The following is a 22,925-nucleotide window of genomic DNA, read 5'->3' on the forward strand; positions in this document are numbered from 1 at the left end:
TGGTGATTTAAAAAGAACCAAAATAATGTTAATGAAGAACTTATAATTGATCACATACTTGTAAAGTTTGTGCTACGCTAGGATTCAACAACAAAAAGATGGCACGGGACTATGCTTTCTAATTTATGGAGGCGTCAGGCGCCGCAGATGGTTGGGATTGACATCGGCTCTCATGAGGTCAAAGCCATTCTGCTGGGCAAGGTTTCTGACGGATATAAAATATTGGCTCACGCTGCTGTGCCAATAAAAAAGGGCGCTGTTAATGATCATGATATTCGCGATAGCGAAGCGGTCATAGAATCTTTACGTCTTCTTAAACGCCAACTTCCTAAATCTGCAAAATTTGCTGCTGTGTCAGTGTCGGGCTCGGCGGTGATGACCAAAGTCATCTACATGGATGCTTCATTGAATGAAGTTGAAATGGAAGCCCAAATCGAAATCGAAGCCGACAACCTTATCCCTTACTCCCTTGATGAAGTCAGCATTGACTTTGAAACCCTCGCGCCCAACAAAAACGATGCTACTAAGGTCGATGTACTGTTAAGTGCCTGTCGAACAGACAATATTGACGCCCGTGTTGATGCGTTAGATGACATCGGCATGGAAGCAAAAGTGGTTGATGTTGAAGGCTACGCTTTAGGCCGCGCCTATGAACTTGTCGCCAAACAGGTGCCAGAAGATATCCAGCAAAAAGGTGTTGTCGTGCTAGTCGATATTGGCGCCAACATGACCACCTTTGCAGTGGTCGAGCAGGGTGAAACGACATTTATCCGTGAGCAAGCTTTTGGTGGGGAGTTGTTTACCCAATCAATTTTGTCTTATTACGGTATGCCATATGAGCAGGCAGAAAAAGCGAAAATAGATGGAGACCTGCCAAGAAATTATATGTTTGAGGTGCTGTCTCCATTCCAAACACAATTACTGCAGCAGATTAAACGTACATTGCAGATTTATTGCACTTCAAGCAACAAAGATAAAGTGGATTATGTACTCCTTTGTGGCGGCACTTCTAAATTAGAAGGCATGGTCAACTTACTTACTAATGAACTCGGTGTGCAGGCGGCAATTGCCGATCCTTTTAAAGGAGCGCTTAAGGCCGATGAAAAAGTACAGCAGCAGTTACAAAAAGACATTAATAAATATCTTATTGCCTGTGGTCTCGCATTAAGGAGTTACGGTCAATGGCGAACATAAATCTGTTGCCTTGGCGTGAAGAGGCCAGGGAAAAGAAAAAGCGCGATTATTTAGGAATTCTGGGGCTTGTATTTGTCGGCGCCGCTTTTATCGTCTATCTCACTATCAGCTTTATTGGACTGATGACGGAAGATCAGCGCGAACGTAATGCGTATCTGCAGAATGAAATTCAGCAATTAGACCGACAAATTGCCGAAATTACCAAGATCAAGCAGCGCAAAGCGGACATTGAAAAACGTACTGAAATTATCCTCAATCTGCAGCAAGCCCGAAATTTACCAACTCACATCCTCGACGAACTCGTGAAGGTTATTCCGCCTGGCGTCTACCTCTCTAGCGTTGAGAAAAAGGGCAGTATCATCTGGATTGAAGGGCGCAGTGAGTCCAACAATAATGTCGCGAACATGATGCGCAAAATTAAGGCATCTGAATGGTTGCAGGATCCATCAATGCAGTCCATCGTCTCGCAGCAGGAAGATATTCGTGAGTTGCAACGTTTTAGGCTCAAAGTGACTGTCAAAGGTGGCGCGGAAGAGCTTGCTGCGACTAAGTCCGCAGCGAAGACTAAGGGGGCTGGCAAATGAAATTAGATCTTAGCCAGTTTAATGACCTTGATATGGAAAACATCGGTGATTGGCCTGCACAGGTCAAAACTGTGTTTGCTGTCATCTTGGCGATTTTAGTTTTTGTCGGTGGTTACTACTTCTTTGTTGACGATGCTTGGTCGTCATACGAGGCTGAACAGCGTAAAGAAGCTCAATTACGACAAGACTTTACAGCAAAATATCAGTTAGCTGCTAACCTTGAACTATATCGCAAGCAACTCGTTGAAATGGAAGCGCAGTTTGCAGAGCTGCTTAAAATGCTACCGTCACAAAATGAGATGCCGGGATTGTTGGATGACCTGACGTTTGTAGCAACGGATTCTGGGCTAAAAATTCGCAGTATTGACTGGGATGCAGAAATACAGCGTGAATTTTACATAGAGTACCCGATTCGTATGTCGGTAGAAGGCGGTTATCACCAGCTTGGTCAAATGGTGTCGGGTGTTGCTGAATTACCGCGGATTGTGAGCTTGCACGACTTTGTTATCAAGCGAGAAGAGAGTAGTGGTCAGCTACTGATGGAAGTACTGGCGAAAACCTACCGCTTTAAAGAGGGGGCAGATGCTGCCGCAGGCAAGGACAAGGCAAAGGGGAAAGCTAAATGAGATTTCTTCCAATTGTCTTAATGGTATTTCTGTTGGGTGGATGCATTGGTGATCGCGCTGATCTGGTGCAGTTTGTCGCCTCTACCAAGGCGAATCACGTGCCTCGTATTCCGCCTTTGAAAGAACCGCCGAAATTTGAACATTTTGCTTACCAAGCGCAATCATTGCGTAGTCCGTTTGTACCTCCAGCAAGAGAGCTGACGGAAGAAGTTGTTGATACCTCAAGAGATTGCTTACAACCTGATCTCAAGCGCAGAAAAGGGCGACTGGAAACCTATGCGCTGGATAATCTCAAGATGCGCGGTACTTTGAGTCAAGGGGGGGTTATTTGGGCATTGATTGAAACTGCTGACTCAAGCGTTTATCGAGTAGGGGTTGGTGACTATCTTGGGTTGTATCATGGCCGGATTAAATCGATTTCGGCGAATAGTATTGATATTGGAGAGTTAATTCCTGACGGTTCGGGATGTTGGACCGAACGGAATAGTAGTCTTGAGTTGACAGGCGAATAACCAGCGAAGGATGAGAAAATAATGAGATCTATTGTGGCGCATAACAGACCTGGAAAGACAGGCGCATGGTTGCGACTCGCATTGGGATGTGTTTTGGCGGTTAGTCTCATTCCTTGCGCAATGGCAGAGAACAAACTGGTTAACGTGAAATATCACACCATCATTGATCATCAGCTCGAGATGGAATTGGTATTTGAAAATCCTGTAGCGGATCCTGAGATTTTACTTGATGCAGATCCTGCCGGTATTCGTCTCAACTTTGCTGATACCACCTCGGGATTGGAAAAATCTGAAATGCCTATTCACCAAGTAGGCGTTGAAAAAATGACAACTAAGCAACAGGAAACTTCTTTGCAGGTTGCGCTTGAGTTGGCAAAGGTAAAACCATACCAAGGAAAAGCGATTGGTAATACTTACCGTTTAACTATTAATGATGCCGTTCTGGATCCTAAAAGCCAGGCTGACAACCCTTTCGTTAACAAAATCAAAAATATCGATTTTCACCGCGCTGGTGACAAAGGTGGTGAGTTAGTTGTTGAGCTCAATAATGCATCTGTGGCAGCGAATGTGCAGCAAGTCGGTGCAAAACTTGAGGTGCAGTTTTATAACACTGAAATTCCTAATGACATGTTATATGTCATGGATGTACAAGACTTTGCTACCCCTGTGCGCAGTTTTGAGACTTTCCGTGATGATATGACGACTCGCTTTATGATCGATATCAAAGGCGTCTACGACTATAAGTACGAACAGGATGGTAATTTGTTCAAAGTCGTGATGACGAAAGCGGCTCAAACAGCGTCTATTGAACCGAAGAAAAAATATAAAGGAAAAAATATCTCGCTGAATTTCCAAAAGATTTCGGTGAGAACTGCATTGCAAATCATCGCGGATTACAACAATTTCAACTTGGTCACTAGTGATACGGTAGAAGGTAGTATTACGCTACGTCTTGATGATGTGCCGTGGGATCAGGCCTTGGACTTGATTTTGCAAACTAAAGGCTTAGATAAGCGCATCGAAGGTAATATTTTGATGGTTGCGCCAGCAGAAGAGTTGGCGATCCGCGAAAGCCAAGACTTGAAAAACAAGCAAGAGGTTGCACAGCTAGCACCGTTGTATTCTGAGTATTTACAAATCAACTATGCCAAGGCGACTGATATTGCCAATTTGCTCAAAGGCGAAGGTTCAAGCCTGTTGTCGGAGCGGGGTAGTGTTGCCGTCGATGAACGGACTAACACTCTGTTGGTGAAAGATACCGCTGACATTTTAGAGAATGTGCATAGACTGATTGATGCATTGGATATTCCCATCAAACAGGTGTTGATTGAATCTCGCATGGTCACTGTCAGTGATACTGTTGCGCAGGATTTAGGCGTTCGATGGGGTGTTACTGATTTGCAAGGTGATTATGGTACGTCCGGTACTCTTGAAGGCGCTTCAGGACTGGTATCTGGTAGTACGCCTGATTTGACCGATCGTTTAAACGTGAATTTGCCATCAGGAGCAAGTAACGCCGCCAGCATTGCCTTCAGTGTGGCGAAGCTATCAGATGGCACCCTGTTGGACTTAGAGTTAAGTGCGTTGGAGCAGGAAAACAAAGGTGAAATTATTGCCAGCCCACGCATTACGACGTCAAACCAAAAATCTGCCTACATTGAGCAAGGTGTGGAAATTCCTTATGTTGAGTCGGCTTCTAGCGGTGCTGCAACGGTGCAATTTAAAAAGGCCGTATTGTCGCTGCGGGTAACTCCACAGATTACCCCTGATAATCGCGTGATTTTGGACTTAGAAATTACCCAAGACTCTCAAGGAGAAGTGGTAACGACTCCATTAGGTGAAGCAGTATCAATTAATACTCAAAAGGTGGGTACTCAGGTACTGGTTGATAATGGTGAAACCATCGTGCTGGGTGGTATTTATCAACAGCAAATTATCAATGCAGTGAATAAAGTCCCTGTCCTTGGTGATATTCCGGTACTCGGAGCATTATTCAGAAACACTTCAGATTCTAACGAACGCCATGAGCTGCTGATTTTCGTTACGCCGAAAATCGTTACTGAAGACTTCTAGTTTTTTGTTTAAATTCAAAAGCCAGTGCTTTGTTCGCTGGCTTTTTTATTGGCAACCTTGTTAATAAGTGTAAAGGGTGGCTTGCTAACAGAGGCCTTTAGCTGAGATAATCCGGAATCAAGTCTCATTAGAGCAAGGTAACAATCCCGTCGATTTGTTGCCAAATCGACTTTCTGCAAACTATTCATAAGATTCAGACGTATAAGAAATGGCTGAAAAACGTAATATTTTTCTAGTAGGGCCTATGGGCGCCGGTAAGAGCACCATAGGACGTCACTTGGCGCAAATGCTACATCTTGAGTTTTACGATTCAGATCAGGAAATTGAAAGCCGCACAGGTGCAGACATCGCGTGGGTGTTTGATGTTGAAGGTGAAGAAGGTTTTCGACGTCGCGAAGCGCAAGTAATTGCTGATTTGACCGAAAAGCAGGGTATTGTGTTGGCAACAGGTGGTGGCTCAGTACAGAGCAAAGATATTCGTAACTATCTGTCTGCTCGCGGTATTGTTGTTTATCTCGAAACTACCATCGATAAGCAAGTTGCCCGTACTCAACGCGATAAACGTCGTCCGTTACTTCAGGTCGACAATCCAAGAGAAGTGCTCGAAGATCTGGCTGACAAGCGTAATCCTCTGTATGTAGAGATTGCGGATGTTATTGTCAAAACGGATGAACAAAGCGCCAAAGTGGTCGCTAATCAAATTATAGATAAATTGGGGTTCTAATGGCGTTTACACAGATTCAGGTTGAATTAGGAGAGCGTAGTTATCCCATCCTTATCGGCCAGGATCTGTTAGGTCAAAGTGCCTCATATCTATCTCAATTCTCAGGGCGCAAACTGCTCATTGTTACCAATGACGTAGTTGCGCCTTTATATCTCCAGCAAGTGACCGACTACCTTAGTGAATTAGGTACTGTACTTTCAGTTGTGTTACCCGATGGCGAAAAATTCAAAACACTTGAGCAGCTAAACAGCATTTTTACCGCTTTGTTAGAACATAATTGCGGGCGAGATGTGGTAATCGTTGCGCTTGGTGGTGGTGTTATCGGTGATATGGCGGGCTTTGCAGCCGCGAGTTATCAACGTGGTGTGCAGTTTGTACAGATCCCTACCACACTGCTGTCTCAGGTTGATTCCTCCGTTGGTGGTAAGACTGCGGTCAATCACCCGTTAGGGAAGAATATGATCGGCGCGTTTTACCAGCCTCAAAGTGTGCTGATAGATACGCGTTGTCTCAATACATTACCTGCTAGAGAGTTCGCTGCTGGTATGGCGGAAGTGATCAAATACGGCATTATATGGGATGTCGAGTTTTTCGCATGGTTAGAACAGCATGTTGATGAACTTAAATCACTGGATCCGCAAGCTTTGGCATACGCGATTAAGCGTTGCTGTGAAATAAAAGCTGAGGTGGTGGCAGAGGATGAGACCGAGCAAGGTGTACGCGCTTTGCTTAATCTGGGTCATACCTTTGGCCATGCGATTGAAGCTGAAATGGGCTACGGTAATTGGCTACACGGCGAAGCTGTTGCCGCTGGCACAGTACTTGCTGCCGAAACGGCTAAGTGCATGGGATTGATCGAAGAGTCAATCGTTTGTCGTATTGTGGCATTGCTCAAGGCATTTGATTTGCCGATTAGCGCGCCAGACAGCATGAACTTTGACAGTTTTATTCAGCATATGCGGCGTGATAAAAAAGTATTATCGGGCAAAATTCGGTTAGTGTTACCGACTAGCCTTGGTAGTGCCGCTGTCTTTGGCGAAGTATCTGATACTTTGTTGGAGCAAGTTATCAGCCGCTAATGACCCTCGGGTGGTATTGTGGCGAACGAACTTCTTCTACCTTCTCAAGAAGCATTAATTCAACGACTGTTGCATCTTGCATGCTATGGTCAGCAGTTAGTGTTGCTCAGCGGTGTCAATGGTAGCGGTAAGACTAGCTTACTCGCGGGACTTGCCGATGAGTTGGATACGCGCAATTTATCACTTGTAAGCTGTCCTCAGCATGTCTCCGCACAAGAAATTCGTCGCAAAATCATCATGCAACTGTTGCCTGACCCATTGTTTGACGACGATGTTTCGTTAGTAGACACCTTGCTACGCTTCGTTAGCTCACTTAATCAGCCTATCCACATCCTGTTGGATGATGCGGAAAACCTGCCGTTAGTGTTATGGGCGGAGTTATTGTTGCTGACAGGACTCCAAGCCGCAGGGTATCCCATCACTGTTACTGCGACAGTTTCAGTAGAATTCAGCCAGCATTTTGTACATCAATTACCTGCTAACCAACGGAATGCGTTGTTGCCGATTACGATTCCAGCATTGAGTATGGCTGAGCGTGAAGGCTTATATCAAACGCTCATGAGTCGCTCACAGCAACAAACCTTTACCCCTCGCAAAATCATTGTCCCCAAGCTAGAGCGCCAACAAGGTACTCCGGCTGAGGTTGTAAAGCTAATAGAGTTAGCACTCATTGGTGAATCGCAAACTGCCGCAGTAAGACCTTGGAAAACATATTTAGCAATGGCCACTGGTTTCCTTGTGATGTCCGCCATTGTTAGCTGGTACGGCTATAAAGCATTGCAACCATTGCCTGAGGTAAGCCGAGCTTCCTCTGTATTAATACCTAATAATACGACTGTTATTGTTGCGTTCGCTAATGCCATTATTCATCCACCTAAAAGCGTAAATCTCACTGGCGTAGCATTGCTAGGTGATGGCAGTAAGCCGATCGCAAGCGTTGCGGCAACTAAGACAACAGCGTCTGTGAATGCTAAGACTAAGACTGTGACGGAAAGCCAACAAGCTGAGGTGCAACAAAGTGATTTGTTGAGAGACGCCCAAAGTGTTGCCGATGTTCAAACTGCGGAAATTGATGTTGATGTCAATCAAGCCGCTGCCGCTCAGATAATCTCAGAAACAGAGGTGAACTCCACAGACCGAGAAGGTGCAACAGCTAAAGTAGCCAAGATGAATGAGCTGCCGACTAAAGGTTACACTTTGCAGGTGGCCAGTGTGAAACATCAGGCTTCATTGGCGCCGGTGCTTGCCAAGCTTAAAGGACGTCAGGTGATGATCTGCCGCCATCGTGACTGGTGGGTGGTGTTAGTCGGTGATTTTTCGCAGCGAGCTAACGCCAAGCAGGTCAGTAAAGAACTCGTGGCAAGCGGAATTGCGAGCCCTTGGCTACGTGCTTGGTCAGAGGTTAAGGATTATCGGTTGGAAAGACGGATTGCCGATGAAATTTCCTCGTAAAGCAGGTAGAATCTGGCTTTTGATTTTAAACGTTTGGCACTGATTGATGATAAAAAAACAGCGGGCGTTCCTAAAATGGGCGGGCGGCAAATTTAAGCTGGTCGATGCCATTGTGCGCCACTTGCCTGCTGGTCAAAGATTGGTTGAGCCATTCGTTGGTGCGGGCTCAGTGTTTTTGAACACCGATTATCCTAACTACCTGCTATGCGATATCAATAAAGATCTCATTGAAATGTATCGCATTGTGCAGAAAGATCCCGAACATTTCATCGGTCTGGCTGGTGAGTTGTTTGTCGCCGCCAATAACGATTCAGACTTTTACTATGAAACGCGCAAGCGTTTTAATGCCGCTACAGATCCACTCGACAGAGCATTGGGTTTTCTTTACCTCAATCGTCATGGCTTTAATGGCTTGTGTCGCTACAATCGTAAAGGTTCATTCAATGTACCTTTCGGTTCCTATAAAAAGCCCTATTTCCCTGAAGCGGAAATTCGCGGTTTCTCGTTAAAATCACAGAATGCCGAGTTTGCCTGTATCGGTTATGAGCAAGCATTTGCATTACTCAAGCAAGAGGATGTGGTGTATTGCGACCCTCCCTATGCACCGCTTTCAACTACGGCGAGTTTCACCACATATGTGGGAGCAGGCTTTAGCTTGGATGATCAGGCCATACTCGCGCGCAATTCACGGCATACAGCCTTTGAAAAAGGCATTCCGGTGGTGATTAGCAATCATGATATTCCGCTGACTCGCGAGCTCTACCGCGGCGCAAAACTGGAAGTTATCAGCGTACAGCGCAATATTAGTCAGAAGGGCGCATCACGTAAAAAGGTCGATGAATTAATCGCGTTTTATGATGCTGTCGAATCATCAGGCAACGTAATTCAGATGTTACAACGTGCTTAAAAGAGAGCGTTAGCTTTGAGTATTGCTACCCGAATTGGTGGGTGATACGTCATCGATAGGTTTGCGCTGATGGCCGTTCAGTAATTCCATCAGATCAATAAAATGAAACTGCCCAGAGCGGCTTTTACCACTAAACCAACTACGCCAGCTCAGTTCTTCTTCAGGATTTGCACAGCGATTACTTGGATGACTGCTTGGTAGAGAGGTGTTGTACTCATTACGGGTTGCACAGTTAGCGATTAAGGCGTTGTCGCTTAAGGCATAACGCTGCACGCTGTAAGCCGCAGATACCACAACACCCGCCGCAGTAAGAATGACTGCAACTGATTTAATGTTGGGGATAAAACCTGCGTTTTTGACGTCCATTTTCTCGTTAATAAACTTTTACGACTTTCGGAGTATAGCAAACGCGCTGATAAATTAAACAGCTTTTTTGACCATGGTCGCAGCTCGTTTTTTCAGCGTCCCGTGTACAATAAACTTCTTAATAAACCGCAACACACCCTAGAGCCTATCGCCGCTGACGGTTAGAATAGACCACTTCCAGAACCCTTGTGAGAATAATATGCGTCCTTATTTAATTGCCCCCTCCATTCTTGCCGCCGATTTTGCTCGTCTCGGAGAGGAGGTGGATAAGGTGCTGGCCGCAGGCGCTGACGTGGTGCATTTCGATGTTATGGATAACCACTATGTGCCTAATCTGACGTTCGGACCAATGATTTGTCAGGCATTGCGCAAGCATGGTGTGACAGCAGATATTGATGTGCATTTGATGGTGAAACCGGTTGATAGTCTAGTCCCGGCGTTCGCCAAAGCTGGCGCCTCCATGATTACCTTTCACCCGGAAGCCAGTGAGCATGTTGACCGCACCCTGCAGTTGATTAAAGAACATGGCTGTAAAGCCGGACTGGTGTTAAATCCCGCCACGCCATTGAGCTATCTCGATTACGTGATGGATAAGCTTGATATCATCATGTTGATGTCGGTAAATCCTGGTTTTGGTGGGCAGTCATTTATTCCACAAACGCTACAGAAGTTAGCGCAAGTTCGTAAAATCATTGATGAAAGTGGTTTGGATATCCGCTTAGAAGTCGATGGTGGTGTTAAAGTGGATAACATTGCCGAGATTGCTGCGGCGGGAGCGGATATGTTTGTCGCTGGCTCAGCTATTTTTGGGCAGCCGGATTATCAAGCCGTCATCAACCAAATGCGTGAGGAACTAGCAAAGGTAACAGCATGAAATTTAGTGGCATTAAAGGAATAGCGTTTGATTTGGATGGTACGTTAGTGGATAGCGTACCGGATTTAGCGGTAGCTACTCAACGCACACTGGCAGAACTGGGACTTGCCAGCGTTACCGAAGACCAGGTTCGTAATTGGGTGGGTAATGGCACCACTAAATTAATGGAGCGAGCGATTAACGCCAGTAGTGGCGAGCTGCCGAGCCTTGCTTATCTTAACGACGCGATGCCTGTGTTTATGCGGCATTATGAGGCTTGTTTGGAGCAATATAGCGAACTCTATGAAGGGGTTGCCTACGTATTACAACAATTGCGTGCTCAGGGCTATCGTCTCGCCGTAGTGACTAATAAGCCTTATAAATTTAGTGTGCCTTTGCTCAATGCTTTTGGTATCGGAGAGCTGTTTGAGTTGATTTTGGGGGGCGATAGTTTAGCCAAGATGAAGCCGGATCCGTTGCCGCTGACCTATTTGGGCGAACAATGGCAACTGCTGCCGCAGCAACTGCTGATGGTGGGTGACTCAAAAAATGATATTCGTGCAGCTAAAGCGGCAGGTATTGCCTCGATTGGCTTGACCTACGGTTACAACTACGGTGAAGATATCGGACTCAGCGAGCCCGATGCGGTTTGTGAATCTTTTGAACAAATTCTGGCGTTACTTGAAAGCGCTGACAAATAAGCGGAGCAAATAGATAAATGAGCAGTAATAGTAAACCCATTGTACTGAGTGGTGCCCAGCCTTCTGGTGAACTGACCATCGGCAACTACTTAGGCGCATTGCGTCAGTGGGTGAATATGCAAGACAGTCACGACTGCCTTTACTGTGTGGTAGATTTGCACGCCATTACTGTCCGTCAAGATGCGGAGAAGTTACGTCAGGCTTGTTTGGATACCTTGGCGCTGTACCTCGCATGTGGTGTCGATCCTAAGAAGAGCACTGTGTTTATGCAGTCGCATGTGCCACAGCATACTCAACTCTCTTGGGTGTTGAATTGCTACACCCAAATGGGTGAACTGAGCCGCATGACACAGTACAAAGATAAGTCGCAGAAGTACGCCAACAATATCAACGTTGGACTATTTGGTTACCCGGTTCTTATGGCTGCGGATATTTTGCTGTATCAGGCAAATGAAGTACCAGTTGGACAAGATCAAAAACAACACCTTGAATTGACCCGTGATATTGCGATTCGCTTTAACAATGCTTACGGCGATACCTTCACTGTTCCTGAGCCATTTATTCCTGAGTTGGGGGCGAAAGTGATGTCGCTGCAAGACCCTACCAAGAAAATGTCGAAGTCAGATGAAAACCGCAATAACGTCATTGGCTTGTTGGAAGATCCAAAAGCAGTCATGAAAAAGCTGAAGAAAGCGATGACCGACAGCGACGAGCCACCAGTCGTTCGTTTCGATATTGACAATAAACCGGGTGTATCAAATCTGTTGAGCCTGATGTCGGGAGTGACGGGCGAAAGTATTAGCTCACTTGAAACCCAGTTTGAAGGCAAGATGTATGGTCACTTGAAAGTGGCTGCAGGCGAAGCTGTAGTGGGGATGTTGGAGCCGCTGCAGGCTCGTTATCGTGAGTTCCGCGAAGACCGTGCGTTCTTGGATGCCGTGATGCGCGAAGGTGCAGAAAAAGCTCAGGCGCGTGCTGAAGCGACCCTGAAAACCGTCTACGAACGCGTTGGCTTTTTGGTATAATGCTCAATTAGACATAAAAAAACCGGTCAAATGACCGGTTTTTTGTTGCTCTGAATATGCGTCAAGCCAGAATACTCAAATCCTGTTTAGCTATTGCTGGGTTCCACGTACTCAAACACCTTAATGACTTTACGGACACCTGCGGTATTACTGGCAATGTCGGCGGCTAAATCACCTTGTTCACGGGTGACAAGCCCAAGCAAAAATACCTCACCGTTTTCCGTGACCACCTTAATCTTGGTCATGTCCAGCACCTTGTCATTCAGCATGCGTCCCTTCACTTTGGTGGTGATCCAAGAGTCGTTGCTGCGAGTAGTGAAGGCGATGGGGTTACCAATGCGGATCTGATTGTGAATTTTACCGCCAAGTTTCAGCGATTGTATCGTGCTGACGGCCAAATCACGCAAACGCGAGCTAGGCGCTTGGCCTATCAACAGCACATTTCCGTTCATCGAGATGCCACTGATATTGCACTGGGATTTTAGCTCTTCATTAGAGCGCAAGGCACTGTCGATTGAAAAGTCAGCGTTGGTATCGTCCAGTTGGGTTTTAATGGAACGATCGTCGTTGAGCATGACTGCCCCGCCCACAGTTCCAGCCATCATAGCGCCGGCACAGCCCGTGAGCGTAAGCATCATAAAACTCAGCAACATCAAAAACTTCATTGAGCATCATCCTGCGGAAACAGTGTTTTATCAATGTTGTCACAAAGACAATGGATAACCAAGAGGTGTACTTCTTGAATACGTGCGGTCACGTTTGACGGTACGCGAACTTCAACATCGTTGCTGCTCAGTAAGCCGGCCATTGCGCCGCCATCTTTTCCGGTCAATGCCACAATGGTCATATCGCGGCTCAGCGCGGCTTCCATCGCTTTTATCACGTTGCGTGAGTTGCCGCTGGTGGAGATTGCCAGCAGAATATCGCCGGGTTGACCCAAGGCCAATACTTGCTTAGAGAATACTTCATCGTAGCTGTAGTCATTGGCTATGGCTGTCAGTGTTGAACTGTCGGTGGTCAAGGCCAACGCTGGCAACGGCGGACGTTCAATCTCAAAGCGGTTCAGCAGTTCTGCAGAAAAATGCTGTGCGTCACCCGCGCTTCCGCCATTACCACAGGCAAGAATTTTATGGCCACTCAGCAGGCAGTTGACCATCATCTCTGCGGCTTTCGCAATCGAATCTGGTAGTGCTTCAGCGGCATCGATCTTGGTTTGAATCGATTCGGTAAAGCTCGCCTTAATATTTTCTAACATGGAGATTTCCTTCATTACACTGCTCGGTAGAGCTTTTTTATCACCGAGCCAAAGTCTGTTTACTCAAACGCCCCGCGCACCCACTCAATCTGCTGCTGGTTAATTGCGACCAGATCAAAGCGGCAAGGCGCATCAATATTGTGTTGTTGCAGATAGCAAGCCGCCGCTTGGCGAATGCGTTGCATCTGTGCTTGGCTTAGTGCTTGTATAGCACCGCCAAATTTATTGCCAGAACGAAATTTAACTTCGACAAATACCCAATGTTTGCCGTCACGCATGACTAAATCTAACTCGCCAAACGTATAGCGCACGTTTTGGGTAACAAATTTGAGTCCTTGTTGTGCTAGGTAGTGCCTAGCACGATTTTCAGCATCCTTGCCGATATCCAATCCGTTCAGTCCTTAATTCTGTTGCAGAATGCCGTGGCGGTAGTGTCCCCATTTCAGTTGGCGGTTGATCACGCCATCTTTATCCACCGAGAGTAAACCGGTGCGGCCATTAAATTGATAGCCTGGGAAAGCGCGCATCTGCGCCAGCTTATTGACTAACTGCAGTGAGTCGTAACCCATCGCGTAGAGGCGTTTTTGCGGGTTCCCCCAGCTCGGCCATAATGCTGACAGATCGCTGCTATTACCGGTAAGTTGCATCAACCAAGGAATATCACTGATGGTGATATTATTCAGCTCCTGCACTGTCTGACGCACGTCATCTTGGCGCGCCCGGCTACTGGTATACAGTTTTGCGGGTTCAGCAAATACGCTGAAATTGACATCAATAAATGGCTTGAGCAGCGTTAAGTCGTGCGCACTACAAATCATGTAGATGGCATCAATATCACGGCGAGAGCGGAAGTCAGCTTTGATTTGATTACTCAGCAGCTTTTTCACTTCATCAATACGTGCTTCACTTTGCTCAACGCCTAGCGCCTGCTGCACGGTATCGCGCATTTTATCACTGTCGTAGTAGTGAATTTCAGCGGGCTTATCGGCCAACTTTTGCCAGGTCAAACTAAAGCTTTCCGCCATGCGATGGCCAATATTGTCGTTACTGGCAAGCAGCAGTGGCAGCTCGATTCCATCTTGGTACATGCGTTGGGCGGCATCCGCGGCTTCCTGTACTGGAGACAGCGCAAAATAGAATTGATCTGGCGCACCAGCCAGCTTATCTGCGTTATTGAGAAATAACTCAGGCGGCCGTTGGTTTAACGGTGTAATCGGGGTGCTGTCCGCCACTGCCGGCTGTTGCACGGTGGCGGGCTGAGCTAGCAGTTTCGATACTTGCTCAACTTCATTTTGCAGCAACGGGCCGATGACAAAATCGGCGCCAGCGCTAACCGCGGCTTCATAAGCGGTATCCGCGCCTGTAGCAGTATCGTAAAAGCGCAACTCGACGTCAGCATCCGGCTCATCGAGATAACTGGCGATCAGCCCCTGTTTGATTGGGGCAGCAACATTTGCCCGTTCGCCAGACAGAGGCAACAGCACGGCAATCTGCCGCGGATGATAAGGCTTAGTGCTCAGTGCTTGTTGTAAATCTTTCGGCAACGTAATCGCGGCGGGATGGCTCGGATTGCTGGACTGCCAATGGCCTAACTGACTCACCAACGAAGCGGGATCTACTGCATAGTGTTTGGCGAGATAAGCCAATTTTAGCCAACCCAAATAGACAGGATCACCGCCCTGACTTACGTAATACTCCAGCGTATCTTCCTGTAGCGAGTTCAGTTGATTCCAAATCTCGCTATTGAGCTGCTGTGCTTCCGCCTCACTCAGATATTGGCTTAGCTGGCATAGCTCTCGCACTTGTTCAACGGAGCGTTTGGTTTTGCCGTACAATGCTGCGCGCATTTGATAGTAATGACGCCATTGCCAATCAGCCAGTTTCCAGCTTGGCTGGTATTTTAACACTGCCAGCGCGTCGGCCAGCATCTGCTTGTGTTCTAACACTAATGCTTGCAAATACAGGTGTTCAGCTTGCAGCTCATCTACTGCGACTAACTTACCTTTTAGCGAGGTCAGAATCTCTGATGCAGCTTTTAGTTGATTGGTATTAATGTAAGCATGAGCTGCCTGCAACAGCAGCCGCTGACGAGTTTCGGCGTCGGTGGCCTTTGAGGCCGCATCCAGATAAAAAGAGGGCGCTTGCTGCACACTGGCGAGTGAACCAGTATTGACTTGCGCAGGTTTGGTGACTTGCTGCGTAGGTTGCGAGCCACAACCCCAAAGTGCCGCCATCAGCGACACTGCTAACACGTACTTAATGCTATTCTGTCTTTTTAACACAGGACGGTACTCTGGTAAGATGCTGGCCCTAGTTTAACCTTCAAAGTTAGCGAGCGAAAGGCCGTTAACATTTGTCCTTGAGGTAAATATGACGTTACCGGTCGCTCTCTATATCGTTCCAACACCGATTGGAAATCTGGCAGATCTCACGCCCAGAGCGCAACAAGTGCTTGCCGAGGTGACCTTGATTGCCTGTGAAGACACACGCCACAGTGGCAAATTATTGAGCCATTTCGGTATCACGACACGTACAGTCGCGTTACACGACCATAACGAACGTGCAAAAGCGCAGTGGTTTATTGAGAAATTAGCCGCGGGCGAAGCGGTTGCACTGATAAGTGACGCTGGCACGCCGCTGATTTCAGACCCTGGCTATCATTTAGTCTCGCAAGTGCGTGAAGCCGGCTTTGACGTCAGTCCACTGCCAGGTGCGTGCGCGGCGATTACCGCTTTGTCAGCATCAGGTTTGCCGTCAGATCGTTTCTCTTTTGAAGGCTTTCTGCCAGCGAAAGAAAAAGGGCGTATCGATAAGCTCACCGAACTGCGCGAAGATCCGCGTACGCTGATTTTCTATGAATCACCGCACCGTATTGTGCCGAGTCTTGCCTCGCTCGAACAGGTGTTTGGCAGTGAGCGTCAAATGGTCATGGCGCGCGAACTGACCAAAACGTTTGAAACCTTTCTTACTGGCACCATCAGCGAAGTGCGCGCTAAAGTCGAAAGCGATGCTAATCAGCAGAAAGGCGAAATCGTGCTGATGTGTCATGGCTTTGTTAGCCAAGTTAATGATGAGTTTCCACCTAAAGCATTAGCAACGCTGCAACTGCTGTGCGATGAATTACCAATGAAAAAGGCCGCAGCCATTACCGCCGATATCTTCGGCTTGAAGAAAAACGCCCTGTATAAATACGGCCTTGAACAAGGCTGGTAGATAAAGTTTGGTGGATAACGCCTGCTAGGCTATAATCCGCGCCGAGTTGGCCGGGCAGTCGCTGCGTTCGCAAGAACGGGGAGGAAAGTCCGGGCTCCATAGAGCAGGGTGCCAGATAACGTCTGGGCAGCGTGAGCTGACGACCAGTGCAACAGAGAGTAGACCGCCTGCCTTCGGGCCGGTAAGGGTGAAAGGGTGCGGTAAGAGCGCACCGCGCGGCTGGCAACAGTTCGTGGCACGGTAAACTCCACCCGGAGCAAGATCAAATAGGGTTCCTTATGGCGTGGCTCGCGTTGGAACCGGGTAGATTGCTTGAGCCTACGAGCGATTGTAGGCCTAGAGGAATGGCTGCCGCTCCTTCGGGAGAACAGGACCCGGCTTATAGGCCAACTCACCTAATTTTATGAAGCCCAGCTTTTATAGCTGGGCTTTTTCTATGCCTATTTTAAAACCAAAATGTTCAATACTTTGCAGAATAAATGATGCTATAGATTTTAATTTACGTTAATGACAATACAAAACAGTTTCCATCCAGCTATTTCTATGGTGGCCGATGTGAAATTTATATTTTGGATTAAGCTGTTTTATATATGTTGGAATTTTCCATAAATCACTGTGAATGTGATATATACTTATTAATAATTTTGGTTTTGTTGAATTAATTGTATTTTTTGCACCAAGTAGAGCTTGTAATTCAGCTCCTTCTACATCGAGTTTAATTAGTGTCGGAATTATTAATTCTGATTTTGAATATTCATCGATGCTGACTGTTTCAATTGTCTTTTCACCCAATGACTCAATTTTTCTTCCATAAGATGCAGTCGCATCTGATGAAAAAGACAAAGAGTCATTTGATGACCATAATCCCTTTTGCTGAGGGTAGATCAATTGACTTGATGTTGAGACATAGTTCTCTAAAGCTTGAAAATTCTCATCATCTGGTTCAAATGCGTGGATCTCTCTAACTTTTATACCCTGTTCATGCATATGTTGGATTGTATCTCCAATATATGCGCCACCATCAATCATCACTTCTGACTCTGTTATGTCCATATGGGGGCACATATATTGAGGATAGGTACTCACTTGAAGTGCATCAACTTCTCCACATCGAAATAAAATTAGAGAAGAAAGTGTATTTTTAGACTCATCATTCAGTGCGTTATATACATCTAACAATTGCTTTTTGTCGGTAGTATCCATACGTTCAAAGACAGTAATAAAAGGGTCGACGATGAAGACTTCACCTGTGTAATTAATGGCTCTCAAATCCTGTATAATATTTTTTGCCCAAGTCGACGCAATCAATAAAGGGGTTGATTGGTCAGCTAGATTTGAAATGTTAACTAGAGGATGATCTAGAAAAATGTTGGAACCTTCATTTCTGTCTACAAAGAAAAAGTTATTACATTTGAAATTACAAAGTTTTGTAAAGGTATCTTTTGCTAATTTACCCGTGCCAAAAATGCCAAAATATGCATTGTTGTCAATTAACTCTATGAGTCTATGATTTTTTCTATATAACATATCGACTAACTGCACATCTGTATATTTCATCTTTGTTCCTAGCTAGGCTGAAATCATGACTACTAATTTTTATTAAATTATAATTGTTACGTTTTACAGAATTCTAAATATCGCTGAAAATTGTTAATATATTTTAAGCTTAACCTTTAAAAATCATCTCTAAGCAAGAAAATATGATTTCTAGCATAGATATTACCTAACATGTTCACGAGATGGCAGTGGTATTTTTATACTTTGGCTTTTTTGTGCCATGGTCGTTTCTGTTGTATAGAATGAATAAAAATTACGATTGCCAGCAAGTTGTTAGCGGATTTAGTCGTGATTAACTCTATTACGAGCAGGAGTAGGCATGAAATTGTCACATATGACCTTTGCCTGCTCGAAGAATATCGTATCGCCCTGTGGCTCAGAGATGGAGCGAGTAGCTCCATGACGTTGGCAGTCTTAAAATTCAATCTCGCGATGTCAGTCTTGCAAAGCGCAGCTTGTGCAATGGTGGCCAGCCTTAACCTCATCGTGTTAATCAAACAACTCTGGTGCCAGCTTGTGTACTTCTGCTTGGACACCTGCGACCAACTCCAATGCTGCGGTCTTAGGGCTACCGCTGCTAAACGGTGGCTGTGGATCATATTCCAGTAGTAACTGTAGTGTTTGTGCGGCGGCGTCGCCTTGTAGTTTGGCGATCAGTGTCAATGCAAAGTCTAGCCCGGCGGTAATGCCGCCACCGCTGATATGATTACGGTCGATGACAACGCGCTGATCCAATACGTCGACTCGAGGGAACCGTATGAATGCTTCTTTGTAAGCCCAGTGACAAGCGGTTTGGTAACCATCAAGCAAGCCTGCGCTCGCGAGGATCAGCGCGCCAGTGCACACTGACGTGATGTATTGTGCGTTGGTCGCAGCTTGGCGCAAGAAATCATGGGTCGCAGTATCTTGCATGGGTTGCACAGGATTGCCACCACCAGCAACCAGTAGAATGTCGATGGCGGGGCAATCCGCAAAAGCGTAGTTTGGTAGCAGGTTAATGCCTGCATCGCACGGGACAGGTGCGCTAGTTTTGGCGAAGGTAAAACAGTTAATACCCGTGGCGAACGACAGTAGTTGCAGCGGGCCGTAGGCGTCTAACATTGTCATGCCGGGGTAGAGAAAAATACCGATATTGATAGGGTTATGCATGATAATTCCTTAAGTTTGAACGGACTGGAGCATTATCATAGCGATCACCAGCGCTGCAGCATTGCGACACTTGTTGGCAACTGTTCCGGACGGAACAAATGTGATTATTTGTTCCATCCGACTTGTGGCCCAATCAACAAGTGATTAGGGTGTGGCATCACCTTATTTATCGCCCTGTGTTATGCACAATTTCAGCGAGTCGAGCGAAGTGCTCAATCCCGTCAAACAACGCGTGATGCGTGAATTCCTTAACCTGTTAAAACAGAAAGACTATTGCGATATTTCGGTATCTGAATTGACCAAAGCCGCTGAGGTTGGTCGCACCAGTTTCTATCGTATTTTTAATCGCAAACTCGATGTGTTGATGGCCTGCCACGAGCAACTGTTTAGCCAGTTGTTTGCCAGCAAAACCAGTGCTGAAGATTGGTTAGCATTGGAACCTGCGGCAAATGTGGGGGAGATGCTGCGCTTTTTTAATAGCAATAGCGCGTTTCGGCGTTCAATGGCGTATCAACTCGGTAGCGATATGGCGTTAGCCAATCGGATGTTACGTCAGCAGTTGGAGAGCTTTATTGCTGAGCGGTTACAGCAGTGTTTTGGCGAACAGTTGCAGATCCCCGCGGCGATCCTCGGCTGCGCTATCGGTGGCTTATATTTTAATCTGTTTACTCTGGGGGTGATGGGCAATGCGCTCGACAAGGAGTTAGATTCTCCTGAGCTGCAAGCCAGTTATCTGCAGCGGTTAACCTGCGCGCAAATAAAAGCGGCGCTAGGGAAATCGTAGCGCCGCGGCAAACTCATTTAGGCATTAGCTGCGTAATAACGATTTAAGTCCGTGTGGCTGACAGCGAAGATATTGTGGTGCAGATTTCACTTCCGCTCCTAAGGCTGCTGCGGCATGCCATGGCCAGCGAGGGTTATAAAGAATCCCACGTGCCAGCGCGACTGCGTCGGCTTGGCCATTTTCTAAAATTGCCTCTGCTTGCTCTGGCTCAGTGATCAAACCCACTGCAATGACGGGCATTGATACCTTAGCCTTAATCGCCTGCGCTAACGGCACCTGATAGTCAGGTCCAACCGGGATCTGCTGTGCAGGCGAGAGGCCACCGCTGGATACATGCAGATAATGACAGCCGCGACTATCCAGCAATTGGGCCAATTCAAGACTCTGCTCAATATCCCAGCCACCTTCAATCCAATCCGTTGCACTGATACGTACACCCACCATAAAGTCATGCGGCAAGGTTTCCTTAATGGCATCGAACACGGTTAGCAATAAGCGCATACGATTTTCTAAACTGCCACCAAATTCATCTTGGCGATGATTGCTGATGGGAGACAAGAATTGATGTAACAGATAACCGTGTGCCGCGTGGATTTCTACGCCATCAAAACCGGCGGCGCGTACCCGTTGCGCGGCGGCAACAAATTGATGCACTAAATCATGGATTTCCGGCTTGGTGATTTCCCGTGGCGCCACATCGCTGCTGGCAAATGGAATTGCACTTGGCGCGAGCGTGTTCCAGCCGTTGATGTCTGATGGTGGCAGTTGGGTACCACCTTGCCATGGGCGACTGCAAGACGCTTTCCGTCCGGCGTGGCCTATTTGCACTATAGCGGGCATGTTGGAGTCACGGCGAATATCTTGCAACAGTTTACCGAGCGAGTCCTGGCAGTGAATGTTCCAAATCCCAACATCGGCGTGAGTAATTCTGCCTTCAGGGGCAACCGCGCTGGCTTCGACGATTAATAATCCTGCACCTGACTGCGATAAGTTGCCATAGTGCTGCCAGTGCCAAGGTTGTACTATACCGTTCTCGGCGGAATACATGCACATCGGGGCAATGATGATGCGATTATCCAGCTGTAGTGGACCAAACGCGATAGGTTTGAACAGATGGGGCACGACGAAATCTCCCGGCTGATTAGGCCCAATAATATGAAACTTACTGCCATACTAACGCCGCGTCGATGCTTTTGCAGCCACAAAAAAAGTGTCAGAAATGACGTTTCACTTCAAAGCGCCATTCCCAACCATTAACGTGATTGCTGTTGTTAAATGGCATACTGAAATCGATATGCACCACGTTGCCATAACTGGAACGAGACGAATAAATCCGCGCACCAACACCTAGGGCGCCAATAACCCCTTTGACTTCGTTATCCGCCGCTAAATCACCGCCAAAGGCGCGCCCAACATCGACAAAGGCGACCCAGCCTAACTCCGCCAACTGATACAAATTGATATTAGGATAGTTGCGGACCTCCGCGGTAAATAACCACTGATGGTCGCCGAGTTGAAATTGATTGGGATAGCCACGAACACCAGTGTCATCTCCTAGCCCCAGTGGCCAATCAAGGTAGCGATTTTGCGAGCTGATGACGCGGAAATGGCTGTAGGCCGACCACTTAGGGGTAAAGCGGTAGAAATACTCTGCGTCGCCACCCACTTTAAAGTAGTCAGGCTGCTCAGTGCCCTGCGTCAGTTGCATATCAAAGTTAAACAGTATCAACTGCTGGTCACTGCTGTAACCACGCGAGGTGTCCCACCAAAAATGGTAACCTAAACCGTCATTGTCGTGCGTTTCAATGCCCATGCGGCCAATGTGATGCCAGCCTAAGTTAATGTCTTCATTAAAATTAATCAGATGCACATTCTGCATCACTACAAAATCATCTTGCAGATATTCCCATTGCATCCAAGGGTAGAGATATTCACGATCCTGTGGCAGTGGTTTGCGGGTGTAATAATCGGTTTCGAAGTCGTGAAAATCTTGTGTAATACCAAACAGTAACCGCTGACGGGTGTCACTGGTTTCAGCAAATTTAAAGCCCCAGAATAGCGAATTTTGCTTGAGTAATTCGCGATATTGACTGAGATCCTGCCCGTTTTGGCGAAAGGTGTTGAGGCGGTTGTTGCGGGCATAACTCACCCCATAGGCGCGCTCATCACTCAAGGTATAGAAAGGCTTTTTGAAGGCGAGATAGGAAGAGTTGCCATCATCATTAGAGTGGAAGTCACCAGCAATCTGGCCGTGGTCTACCCAAGTTACTGCCGATTTGAAGTTAAACCGATAACCGGTGCGGTTTTCATCAGATTGATATTCAAATTGCGATTGAATACCGAGACCGAGAATGTTGTCGTCTTTGATGCCGAGAGAAAATTTGTTTTGCCCGCCAGTACGGCCAAAATCGACCGTGGGTAGCAGTGACCATTGATCCCAAGTCTCCACTAAAATATTGACACTGTCGCTGCTGGCATCGCTACTGGGATCAGGCTTGGCAACGGTGATTTTGGCATCGCGAAGGTAAGGTTCTGCGCGCAAAATACGCTGTGCTTCATCAAGTTGTTTGCGGGTAACGTCATCGCCTTCATGAAAGCTCAAGCGATCACGGATAACATGCTCACGGGTGTTGATATGTAAGGCGTTGGCCCAATGATGCAAAAAAATGGCATTGTCTGCCGACTCATCAAAAATGGGGTTGCTCAGCACGATGATCTTGCCGACAGCGTAATGCTCGGCGTTATCTTGCACTTGTGGTGGGGCTTCTGCTGCAACTACAGTAAAACTGATCATGCCCCAGATCAGTAATACAACTCGGCAGCGACTCACCATAAATACCTCCAGACATCCAAAAGCGGGCGCAGCGTTAT

23 protein-coding genes and 1 other RNA gene are annotated in these 22,925 nt (G+C 46.8%); 15 read left to right on the forward strand and 9 right to left on the reverse strand.

Annotated features, from left to right (window positions below):
• Window positions 1–111 precede the first annotated feature (111 nt).
• The 9 genes from HR45_RS17220 to HR45_RS17260 all read left to right on the forward strand — a co-directional run bounded on the left by HR45_RS17220 (window position 112) and on the right by HR45_RS17260 (window position 9,151).
• Window positions 112–1,194: a pilus assembly protein PilM gene (locus HR45_RS17220; protein WP_037445462.1), complete on the forward strand. Its 1,083-nt coding sequence runs from the start codon at window positions 112–114 to the stop codon at window positions 1,192–1,194.
• Window positions 1,182–1,778 (forward strand): PilN domain-containing protein, encoded by a 597-nt coding sequence (locus tag HR45_RS17225; protein ID WP_037445463.1) that lies wholly within the window; start codon window positions 1,182–1,184, stop codon window positions 1,776–1,778. The genes HR45_RS17220 and HR45_RS17225 overlap by 13 nt, the downstream gene beginning before the upstream one ends.
• The gene (locus tag HR45_RS17230) at window positions 1,775–2,404 is read left to right on the forward strand and encodes a type IV pilus inner membrane component PilO (protein ID WP_037445465.1); all 630 of its coding nucleotides are present in this window, start codon (window positions 1,775–1,777) and stop codon (window positions 2,402–2,404) included. The genes HR45_RS17225 and HR45_RS17230 overlap by 4 nt, the downstream gene beginning before the upstream one ends.
• Window positions 2,401–2,916 carry a pilus assembly protein PilP gene (locus tag HR45_RS17235; protein ID WP_037445467.1) on the forward strand — a complete coding sequence of 172 codons (516 nt, stop codon included), beginning with the start codon at window positions 2,401–2,403 and terminating at the stop codon, window positions 2,914–2,916. The genes HR45_RS17230 and HR45_RS17235 overlap by 4 nt, the downstream gene beginning before the upstream one ends.
• A gap of 21 nt (window positions 2,917–2,937) precedes the next feature.
• A complete protein-coding gene (locus HR45_RS17240) occupies window positions 2,938–4,989 on the forward strand; it encodes a type IV pilus secretin PilQ (RefSeq protein WP_037445469.1) in 2,052 nt (683 codons plus the stop codon).
• 208 nt (window positions 4,990–5,197) lie between these two features.
• Window positions 5,198–5,713: a shikimate kinase AroK gene (gene aroK, locus HR45_RS17245; protein ID WP_037445470.1), complete on the forward strand. Its 516-nt coding sequence runs from the start codon at window positions 5,198–5,200 to the stop codon at window positions 5,711–5,713.
• Window positions 5,713–6,792 carry a 3-dehydroquinate synthase gene (gene aroB / locus HR45_RS17250; protein ID WP_037445471.1) on the forward strand — a complete coding sequence of 360 codons (1,080 nt, stop codon included), beginning with the start codon at window positions 5,713–5,715 and terminating at the stop codon, window positions 6,790–6,792. Before aroK ends, aroB begins: the two co-directional genes overlap by 1 nt.
• Before the next feature lie 18 nt (window positions 6,793–6,810).
• Entirely contained in the window at window positions 6,811–8,244 is a 1,434-nt protein-coding gene (locus tag HR45_RS17255; RefSeq protein ID WP_037445472.1) for an AAA family ATPase, read from the forward strand.
• Window positions 8,245–8,290: 46 nt separating this feature from the next.
• Window positions 8,291–9,151, forward strand: coding sequence for a Dam family site-specific DNA-(adenine-N6)-methyltransferase (locus tag HR45_RS17260; protein ID WP_052074819.1), 861 nt, complete (start codon window positions 8,291–8,293; stop codon window positions 9,149–9,151).
• Window positions 9,152–9,160: 9 nt separating this feature from the next.
• Here HR45_RS17260 and HR45_RS17265 read toward each other — a convergent pair whose 3' ends face one another.
• Window positions 9,161–9,517 carry a hypothetical protein gene (locus HR45_RS17265; RefSeq protein ID WP_037445473.1) on the reverse strand — a complete coding sequence of 119 codons (357 nt, stop codon included), beginning with the start codon at window positions 9,515–9,517 and terminating at the stop codon, window positions 9,161–9,163.
• A 199-nt stretch (window positions 9,518–9,716) separates the two neighbouring features.
• Here HR45_RS17265 and rpe point away from each other — a divergent pair, with 199 nt between their 5' ends.
• Genes rpe through trpS form a run of 3 tightly spaced genes read left to right on the forward strand, consistent with a single transcriptional unit; the run spans window position 9,717 to window position 12,096 of the window.
• Complete coding sequence (gene rpe, locus HR45_RS17270) at window positions 9,717–10,391, forward strand: ribulose-phosphate 3-epimerase (RefSeq protein WP_037445474.1); 675 nt, start codon at window positions 9,717–9,719, stop codon at window positions 10,389–10,391.
• Window positions 10,388–11,071: a phosphoglycolate phosphatase gene (locus HR45_RS17275; protein ID WP_037445475.1), complete on the forward strand. Its 684-nt coding sequence runs from the start codon at window positions 10,388–10,390 to the stop codon at window positions 11,069–11,071. The genes rpe and HR45_RS17275 overlap by 4 nt, the downstream gene beginning before the upstream one ends.
• A gap of 17 nt (window positions 11,072–11,088) precedes the next feature.
• The gene (gene trpS / locus HR45_RS17280) at window positions 11,089–12,096 is read left to right on the forward strand and encodes a tryptophan--tRNA ligase (RefSeq protein ID WP_037445476.1); all 1,008 of its coding nucleotides are present in this window, start codon (window positions 11,089–11,091) and stop codon (window positions 12,094–12,096) included.
• Window positions 12,097–12,182: 86 nt separating this feature from the next.
• Here the strand turns inward: trpS and dolP are convergent, their stop codons facing one another.
• The 4 genes from dolP to HR45_RS17300 are packed head-to-tail and all read right to left on the reverse strand — an operon-like array spanning window position 12,183 to window position 15,633.
• Window positions 12,183–12,761: a division/outer membrane stress-associated lipid-binding lipoprotein gene (dolP, locus tag HR45_RS17285; protein WP_037445478.1), complete on the reverse strand. Its 579-nt coding sequence runs from the start codon at window positions 12,759–12,761 to the stop codon at window positions 12,183–12,185.
• Window positions 12,758–13,351, reverse strand: coding sequence for a phosphoheptose isomerase (locus tag HR45_RS17290; RefSeq protein ID WP_037445479.1), 594 nt, complete (start codon window positions 13,349–13,351; stop codon window positions 12,758–12,760). The genes dolP and HR45_RS17290 overlap by 4 nt, the downstream gene beginning before the upstream one ends.
• 59 nt (window positions 13,352–13,410) lie before the next feature.
• A complete protein-coding gene (locus HR45_RS17295) occupies window positions 13,411–13,740 on the reverse strand; it encodes a YraN family protein (protein WP_037445480.1) in 330 nt (109 codons plus the stop codon).
• Between the two features lie 12 nt (window positions 13,741–13,752).
• A complete protein-coding gene (locus HR45_RS17300; protein WP_037445482.1) occupies window positions 13,753–15,633 on the reverse strand; it encodes a penicillin-binding protein activator in 1,881 nt (626 codons plus the stop codon).
• 88 nt (window positions 15,634–15,721) lie between these two features.
• Between HR45_RS17300 and rsmI the strand changes: the two genes are divergently transcribed.
• Together rsmI and rnpB are read left to right on the forward strand one after the other, a co-directional pair.
• Window positions 15,722–16,564: a 16S rRNA (cytidine(1402)-2'-O)-methyltransferase gene (rsmI, locus tag HR45_RS17305; RefSeq protein ID WP_037445483.1), complete on the forward strand. Its 843-nt coding sequence runs from the start codon at window positions 15,722–15,724 to the stop codon at window positions 16,562–16,564.
• Between the two features lie 42 nt (window positions 16,565–16,606).
• An RNA gene (gene rnpB, locus HR45_RS19140) (RNase P RNA component class A) lies at window positions 16,607–16,962 on the forward strand.
• A 106-nt stretch (window positions 16,963–17,068) separates the two neighbouring features.
• Here the strand turns inward: rnpB and HR45_RS17315 are convergent.
• Window positions 17,069–18,121: an FkbM family methyltransferase gene (locus HR45_RS17315; protein ID WP_037445484.1), complete on the reverse strand. Its 1,053-nt coding sequence runs from the start codon at window positions 18,119–18,121 to the stop codon at window positions 17,069–17,071.
• A 489-nt stretch (window positions 18,122–18,610) separates the two neighbouring features.
• A complete protein-coding gene (locus tag HR45_RS17325) occupies window positions 18,611–19,270 on the reverse strand; it encodes a DJ-1/PfpI family protein (RefSeq protein ID WP_052074820.1) in 660 nt (219 codons plus the stop codon).
• A 181-nt stretch (window positions 19,271–19,451) separates the two neighbouring features.
• Between HR45_RS17325 and HR45_RS17330 the strand changes: the two genes are divergently transcribed.
• Complete coding sequence (locus tag HR45_RS17330) at window positions 19,452–20,054, forward strand: TetR/AcrR family transcriptional regulator (RefSeq protein WP_052074821.1); 603 nt, start codon at window positions 19,452–19,454, stop codon at window positions 20,052–20,054.
• Window positions 20,055–20,078: 24 nt separating this feature from the next.
• Here HR45_RS17330 and HR45_RS17335 read toward each other — a convergent pair whose 3' ends face one another.
• Together HR45_RS17335 and HR45_RS17340 are read right to left on the reverse strand one after the other, a co-directional pair.
• Entirely contained in the window at window positions 20,079–21,176 is a 1,098-nt protein-coding gene (locus tag HR45_RS17335) for an NADH:flavin oxidoreductase/NADH oxidase (protein WP_037445486.1), read from the reverse strand.
• Between the two features lie 91 nt (window positions 21,177–21,267).
• Window positions 21,268–22,887 (reverse strand): BamA/TamA family outer membrane protein, encoded by a 1,620-nt coding sequence (locus tag HR45_RS17340; RefSeq protein ID WP_037445487.1) that lies wholly within the window; start codon window positions 22,885–22,887, stop codon window positions 21,268–21,270.
• Window positions 22,888–22,925: the final 38 nt, after the last annotated feature.

The sequence above is a fragment of the Shewanella mangrovi genome (assembly GCF_000753795.1).
Lineage (GTDB): Bacteria > Pseudomonadota > Gammaproteobacteria > Enterobacterales > Shewanellaceae > Shewanella > Shewanella mangrovi.